Genomic DNA, 7,509 nt, shown 5'->3' with positions numbered 1-7,509 from the left:
GGGCCGCCTGGCGGAACGTTCTCTGCCCGGAGGGATGGTCTGCGTTTTACGGGCATGAAAAACGCGTGTCCTTCGATTTTGAAGAACACGCGTTTGCGGAGTGAGTCTTGTCCGGTCTGTTTCGGGGTATCTCGTCTGCCTTTCAGCGCAAGACACACTGTACGGGCCTTCAGCCTGCACGACGGCGGCTGCGTTTAACGCCGGAAGTGAATTCCGGCTACTTGCGGCCGTCGGCCGGGCTCCTGCCGTCGTCCGGGGCCCGAGGGGGGAGAGGTCGGTTTGACTTTTGCAGAGACAGCCTGTCTTGACGTTGCAAAAGGCTGGTCGTACCGGCGAGAGTTTTTCCGAACGCTGATCCGTCGCTCTCTTTTTAAAATCTGGAAATCCTTCCATCAACACCGATGTGCCCGCGAAAGCGGGGACATCGGTCGGCGACGGCAGGCGGGCGCAGCCGCGCACGCCTGCACTGACTACGAAGCCCGAAACGTGCCCGCCAAGCCTTCCGGTCCTGACGGCAAGCCTTCCGATTTGCCGCTTTTTCAAAGCCCGCCAGTTACATCCGCACGATGCCCGCCGCGCGGCGCAGCCGCAAGGCGAAACAAGGGGGCGCGGGGGGAATTATTCCCCCCGCATGCCTTTCCTGTCTTTTCTGTCTTTTCTGCGTTTCCCGCCTTTTCCTTCTTCTACAGGGAGAAGTAGTCTCTGGCGGACTCGAACAGATGGAGGTCGTAGTTGCCGGGCACGTTTTTATAGAGCGTTGCGCCGGTGCGTTCCGAGTGACCCATTTTGCCGAGCACGCGTCCGTCGGGGGAGGTGAGGCCCTCGACGGCCCAGGCGGAGCCGTTGGGGTTGAAGTCCACGTCCATGGTGGGATTGCCGTCGAGATCCACGTACTGCGTGGCTATCTGGCCGTTTGCCGCGAGCTTTTTGAGAAGTTCGGGGCTGCACAGGAAGCGCCCTTCGCCATGGGACACCGGCACGGAGATGATCTCTCCCACTTCTGCCTTCTTGAGCCACGGAGAAAGCCGGGAAGAAACGCGCGTGCGCACGATTTTCGACTGATGGCGTCCTATGACGTTGAAGGTGAGGGTGGGGCAGGCATCGTCGGTGTCGATGATCTCGCCGTAGGGCACGAGGCCGAGCTTGATGAGCGCCTGGAAGCCGTTGCAGATGCCGAGCATGAGTCCGTCGCGCTGCTTGAGCAGATCCATGGTGGCGTCGGTGACTTCGGGGTTGCGGAAGAAGGCCGTAATGAACTTGCCGGATCCTTCGGGCTCGTCGCCGCCGGAGAATCCGCCGGGCACGAAGATGATCTGACTGTCGCGCACGGCCTTTGCAAAGCGTGCTGCCGAGGCCGAGACTTCGGCGGCGGACTGGTTGCGCAGCACGATGATCTCAGGTTCGAGGCCTGCGCGCATGACGGCGCGGGCGCTGTCGTATTCGCAGTTGGTGCCCGGGAATACGGGAATGACCACGCGGGGTTTTGCTGCACCGACGCGGGGAACGGCCACGGGCTCCTTGTCCGAGCTTATGAGCGGTACGGCGGCTTCGTCTCTCTTCGTGCGGTTCGGGTAGATGTCCTCAAGCACGGATTCATTCAGGGCCATGAGCTCGTCGATGGAAGCGGAGTCGCTGCCGAGAGTCACGGCAGAGTCCGCCGTGGTCGTGCCGAGGCACAGGCCGGCCTCTTCGGTGAGCTCCGCCACAATGGCGCCGGGCATGGGGACATACCAGTCCGCATCCGTGCAGGAGGAAAAGCCGATGCCGTTGCCGAAGGACATGTTCATGACGGCTTCGGCCAGACTGTTTTCCACGGCCCAGGCGGCCTTCACCTTTCCCTGGGCGTGCAGGGCGGCAAACGTGTCCCAGCAGTTCTTCACAGCTTCGGCGCTCTCATCCTTCGGAGCGAAGAGACACACGGGGTGTCCGGTTTCCTTGAACTCGGGGGAAAGCACGTCGTCGGTCTTTGCCGGAGCAATGGCGAAGGAAATGAGCGTGGGGGGCACGTCCATGTCGAGGAAGGAACCGGACATGGAATCCTTGCCGCCGATGGCCGCGACTTCGAGGCCCAGCTGAGCGTCAAGAGCACCGAGAAGCGCGGCAAAGGGCTTGCCCCAGCGCTTCGGTTCGTCGCGCAGCTTTTCAAAGTATTCCTGAAGGGAGAGGTAGGCCTTTTTGTAGTCGCATCCGGCGGCCGCAAGACGGGCCACGGAGGTGATCACGGAGCGGTAGGCGCCCTTGTACGGGTCCACGCTCATCTGGTCAGCGTCAAATCCCCAGGCCATGACGGAGCAGTCTTTTGTTTCATGGCCGGGAAGCACGGGCAGCAGGGCGGCCATGGCCTGCGCCGGCGTGCGCTGACGCAGGCCGCCGAAGGGCATGAGCACGGAGCCCGCACCTATGGTGGAGTCGAAGCGTTCGGCAAGGCCGCGGCGTGAGGCGCATTTGAGGCTTGTTGCCGTTCCCCGCAGGCTTGTTGCTGCAGGAGCGTTCATGGCGGAACGGTCTTTGGCCTCCACATATATGCTGGTGTGCTTGGACGCGCCGTTGGTGTCGAGGAAGGCTCGGGACAGATCGACGATGGTGTTGCCCTGCCAGTTCATGACCATGCGCGGGCTTTCGGTAACCACGGCCACCTGGTAGGCTTCCAGATTTTCCTTTTCCGCCGCGGCAATGAAGGCGGGGGCATCCTTGGCGGCCACCACGCAGGCCATGCTTTCCTGCGATTCGGAAATGGCGAGCTCCGTGCCGTCCAGGCCGTCGTACTTCTTGCGCACGGCGTCGAGATTGATTTCAAGACCGGGCGCAAGCTCGCCTATGGCCACGGACACGCCGCCCGCGCCGAAGTCGTTGCAGCGCTTGATGAGCCGGGTGACGTCGCCGTTGCGGAACAGGCGCTGTATCTTGCGTTCTTCGGGCGCGTTGCCTTTCTGCACTTCCGAAGCCATGGTGACGAGGGATTTGCGGTTGTGGCTCTTGGACGAGCCTGTGGCGCCGCCTATGCCGTCGCGGCCGGTGCGTCCGCCGAGAAGAATGACCATGTCGCCGGGAGCGGGGCGCTCGCGCACCACATTGCCAGCCGGAGCGGCGGCCACCACGGCGCCTACTTCCAGATGTTTGGCCACATATCCGGGATGATAGACCTCGGAAACCATGCCCGTGGCAAGACCTATCTGGTTGCCGTAGGAGGAATAGCCCGCGGCGGCCGTCTGAGCCAGCTTGCGCTGGGGAAGCTTGCCGGGAATGGTTTCGGAAACGGGCGTGCGCGGATCGCCGCAGCCGGTGACGCGCATGGCCTGATAGACGTAGGCGCGGCCGGAGAGCGGGTCGCGTATGCAGCCGCCTATGCAGGTGGCCGCGCCGCCGAAGGGCTCGATTTCCGTGGGATGGTTGTGGGTCTCATTCTTGAACATGAGCAGCCAGTCCTGCTCCTCGCCGTCCACCGTGGCGGTCACGTGGATGGAGCAGGCGTTGATTTCCTCGCTCTGGTCCATGTTGCCGAGCCTGCCGCGCTTCTTCAGCGCCTTGGTCGCGATGGTGGCCATGTCCATGAGCGTCTGCGGACGTGCGGCGGCCTTTTCTTCTCCGTACACTTCCACGCGGGCGGCAAGGTAGCGCTTGTAGGCTTCAAGCGTTTCTTCATCCAGAATTTCCACCTTGTCGATGTGCGTGGAAAAGGTGGTGTGTCGGCAGTGATCGGACCAGTAGGTATCCACTACGCGTACTTCGGTAATGGTGGGATCACGTTTTTCATCATCGCGGAAATGGGCCTGAAGGAACTTGAGGTCGTCGAGATCCATGGCCAGTCCGAGAGTGTCGAGCAGGGCGGAGAGTCCGGCTTCGTCCAGCGTGGTGAATCCTTCCACGGTGCTTACGTTCGAAGGATGCTCGCATTCCACGCGCAGAGTGTCCACAGGCTCAAGGGAGGCCTCGCGCGCTTCCACGGGGTTGATGAGGTAACGCTTGATTTTTTCCACGTCGCCTTCCGAGAGATCTCCCGACAGCAGAAACACGCGCGCCGTGCGTACCGCGGGGCGCTCCCCCTGAGTCATGAGCTGTATGCACTGGCTGGCGGAGTCGGCGCGCTGGTCGAACTGGCCGGGCAGATATTCCACGGCAAAGGGCGTATAGTCGCCCTCGGGAAGATGCTCGAAGGCATCGTCCACCTGAGGCTCGGAAAAGACGGTCTTCACCGCGCGTTGAAATGCGTCTTCGTCCAGTCCTTCCACGTCGTAGCGGTTGACGAGCCGCAGACCGGCAAGGGAAGAGATGCCCAGCAGCGTGCGCAGTTCGGCAAGAAGCGCTCCGGCTTCATGTCTCAGGGCGGGCTTTTTCTCTACATAGATGCGTCGTACCATTCTTGATATCCTTTTGCGGCAGGGCGTTGCCGCATATGATGCAGAAGAAGGAACCGCACCCGCGCTCTGCGGGTGCGGCCGCCATCAGGCGAGGACGACCTTTTCCTCGCCGGCAGTGATTTCGCCGAGAACATAGGCGTTGCAGCCTTCGGACTTCAGGGCTTCCATGGCCTTGTCGGCCGTGTCGCGGGACACGATGACGGTCATGCCCACGCCCATGTTGTAGGTGTTGAACATGTCACGTTCGGGAATGTCGCCGGCTTTCTGGAGCATGGGGAAGATGGCCGGAATCTTTACGGCGGCCTTTTCAATTCTGGCGCAGAGACCGTCGGGCACGCAGCGGGGCACGTTTTCGTAGAAGCCGCCGCCCGTGATGTGGCTTATGCCGTGCACGTCTGCTGCGGCAATGGCGGCAAGTACGGGCTTCACATAGATGATGGTCGGCGTAAGCAGCGCCTCGCCGAGAGTCTGGCCGAGGTCGTCGCAGTATCTCGCAAGGTCGCCGTGCTCGACGTCGAACACCTTGCGCACGAGCGAGTACCCGTTGGAGTGTATGCCGGAGGAGGGCAGAGCGAGAATGACGTCGCCTTCGCGCATGGACGAGGCGCTTATGACCTTTTCGCGGTCCACCATGCCCACGGAGAAGCCGGCAAGATCGTAGTCGTCGGCATCCATGACGCCGGGATGTTCGGCCGTTTCGCCGCCGATGAGGGCGCAGCCCGCCTGCACGCAGCCTTCAGCCACGCCGGAAACGAGGGTGGCCACCTTTTCGGGATCGTTTTTGCCTATGGCGATGTAGTCGAGGAAGAACAGAGGCTTTGCGCCGCAGCAGACGATGTCGTTCACGCACATGGCCACGCAGTCGATGCCCACGGTGTCGTGTTTGTCCATGAGCTGGGCGATGCGCTGTTTTGTGCCCACGCCGTCGGTGCCGGAAACGAGCACGGGGCGGTTCATGCCCGTGGTGTCGGGTTCAAAGAGACCGCCGAAGCCGCCGAGATCGGAGACGACGCCGGGAATGATGGTGCGCTCGACGTGACGCTTCATGAGGCGCACGCCTTCGTAGCCGGCCTCGATGTTGACGCCGGCGGCAGCGTAGGATGCGGAATGGGAATTGTTCATGGTGTGTTATCCTTTGCCGTTCCAGCAGTAGGTGCAGATTTTCTCCCTGTCGATGCCTATGGCCTCAATGAGCCCTTCGAGGGACTGATAGCCGAGCGAGTCGAATCCCATCTTTCGGCAGATGGCGTCAAGCAGGCTCTTGCCGCGCGCAGTGGAGGCGTCGGCATATTCCTCGAGGTGACGCTGTCCTTCGTCGCCTTCCAGCTCCTGAATGATGCGCCGGGCCAGGAGATCCATGTCGGAGTTGCCCCGGGAGAAATTGAGATATTTGCAGCTGTACATGATGGGCGGACAGGCGGAGCGCATATGCACTTCGGCTGCGCCGGATTCAAAAAGAAAGTCCACGGTTTCCCGAAGCTGCGTGCCGCGCACTATGGAATCGTCCACAAAGAGAAGCTTCTTGCCCTGGATGAGCTCGGGAACGGGAATCTGCTTCATTTTGGCCACCTGATTGCGCACGGCCTGATTGGCGGGCATGAAGGAGCGCGGCCAGGTGGGCGTGTACTTCACGAAGGGACGGGCGAAGGGCAGCTTGCAGCGGTTGGCATAGCCTATGGCGTGAGGCGTGCCGGAATCGGGCACGCCGGCCACGTGATCCACCGCCGGCAGCGTGCCTCGGGCCATTTCGTCGCGTGCCATGATTTCGCCGTTGCGGTAGCGCATGAGCTCGACGTTCACGCCTTCGTAGTTGGAGTTGGGGTAGCCGTAGTACGTCCAGAGGAAGGCGCATATCTTCATGCAGGTTTTCGCCGGAGAAAGCGTTTCGTAGCCGTCGGCCGTGATGCGCACGATTTCGCTCGGGCCGAGTTCGTAGGCGTCTTCATAGCCGAGCTTGTGATAGGCGAAGGATTCGAAGGACACGCTGTGGCCGAGAGCGCTTTTTCCGATGTGCACGGGCAGACGCCCCATTCTGTCTCTGGCCGTGATGATGGCATCTTCCGTAAGCAGCAGGATGGTCATGGAGCCTTCAATGGCATCCTGAGCGTGACGGATTCCCGAAACGATGTCGTCTTCCTGGTTGATGAGCGCGGCCACGAGTTCCGTGGGATTGACCTTGCCGGAGCTTGTGGCCATGAACTGATGGCCGCGGCTGGAGAAGTAGTCGCGCGCCAGACGTTCGGCATTGTTGATGATGCCTACGGTGCTGATGGCGTACAGTCCGAGATGGGAACGGACCAGAAGCGGCTGGGGGTCAATGTCGCTTATGCAGCCTATGCCCGCACAGCCGTGGAAGCCGGCAAGGTCCTTTTCAAACTTGGTGCGGAACGGAGTGTTCTCAATGTCGTGAATCTGCCTCTGGAAACCCAGCTTTCGGTCGTATATGGCCATGCCGCCCCGGCGCGTGCCGAGATGCGAGTGGTAGTCCACGCCGAAGAAGATGTCCAGTACGCAGTCCTGTTTGGAGATGGCTCCGAAAAATCCTCCCATAGATTTCGCTCCTTATGCGAAAGAGGTGTGGAAAGGTTCATGGGGTCTGTCGGTATGCCGTTCTGTCTGTCGGCATCCTCCTGAAGCTTCAGGAAGCAGTCTCCCTGTCCGGCTGAAAAGGGCTTTCCAGGCCTGAAGATGGAATGGAGACGCGACCGGTTCTTCCCACCGGACAAGGCGGGCGAGCGGCAGAACGGAGCGGCACGGGAGCGGACGGGCCGCCTTCGTGCAGAAGGAACGGAAAAGGGCAGCTTTGTCCTTCGCAGGACGGCTGCCCCTGGTTGCCGTACGTATGGTTCTCCCCTTTCGGATGCGGGCGAGAGTGCAGAAAGCCGTGTTTTTCGGGCGGAAGAGCCACGGCAGACCGGCCGGGACGGCATGGAAGGCCTGCCCGCAGAAGTGAAGGACAACGATCGCGACGGAATGCTCCGGTCTGCGGTGCGCCACGACGGGGCGCGTCCGCCCGGCGGACATTGTTCTGCGGAAAAGTTCGGGCAGGGCCGTCTGACTGCTCATGTCGTTCGCTTCATCGTATTGAAGGAGGAGGAAAAGAATAATTTAGCCGTTTTCGCGTCGTTTCGCAAGAGGCGGCCCGGAGAGA

At 61.5% G+C, this 7,509-nt stretch carries 4 protein-coding genes; 1 reads left to right on the top strand and 3 read right to left on the bottom strand.

The features are described 5' to 3' along the window. Positions 1-683: 683 nt before the first annotated feature. From Q0J81_RS09705 to Q0J81_RS09695, 3 genes are all read right to left on the bottom strand, one after another. On the bottom strand, positions 684-4,358 hold the full coding sequence (locus tag Q0J81_RS09705; protein WP_294447485.1) for a phosphoribosylformylglycinamidine synthase: 3,675 nt from the start codon (positions 4,356-4,358) through the stop codon (positions 684-686). Positions 4,359-4,442: 84 nt separating this feature from the next. Next, on the bottom strand, positions 4,443-5,480 hold the full coding sequence (gene purM / locus Q0J81_RS09700; protein ID WP_294447484.1) for a phosphoribosylformylglycinamidine cyclo-ligase: 1,038 nt from the start codon (positions 5,478-5,480) through the stop codon (positions 4,443-4,445). 6 nt (positions 5,481-5,486) lie between these two features. Beyond that, positions 5,487-6,908, bottom strand: coding sequence for an amidophosphoribosyltransferase (locus Q0J81_RS09695; protein ID WP_294447483.1), 1,422 nt, complete (start codon positions 6,906-6,908; stop codon positions 5,487-5,489). Between the two features lie 378 nt (positions 6,909-7,286). Between Q0J81_RS09695 and Q0J81_RS09690 the strand changes: the two genes are divergently transcribed. Further along, positions 7,287-7,509 (top strand): hypothetical protein (locus Q0J81_RS09690; protein ID WP_294447482.1); only part of this gene is annotated, 223 nt, incomplete at its 3' end.

Source organism: uncultured Mailhella sp., from assembly GCF_944324575.1.
GTDB lineage: Bacteria > Desulfobacterota > Desulfovibrionia > Desulfovibrionales > Desulfovibrionaceae > Mailhella.
This window is presented reverse-complemented; position numbering and strand designations above follow the sequence as displayed.

Excerpts from the sequence above, each read along its gene's own strand:
- Q0J81_RS09695 (WP_294447483.1), bottom strand. The coding sequence starts at position 6,908 with ATGGGAGGATTTTTCGGAGCCATCTCCAAACAGGACTGCGTACTGGAC.
- purM (WP_294447484.1), bottom strand. The coding sequence starts at position 5,480 with ATGAACAATTCCCATTCCGCATCCTACGCTGCCGCCGGCGTCAACATC.
- Q0J81_RS09705 (WP_294447485.1), bottom strand. The coding sequence starts at position 4,358 with ATGGTACGACGCATCTATGTAGAGAAAAAGCCCGCCCTGAGACATGAA.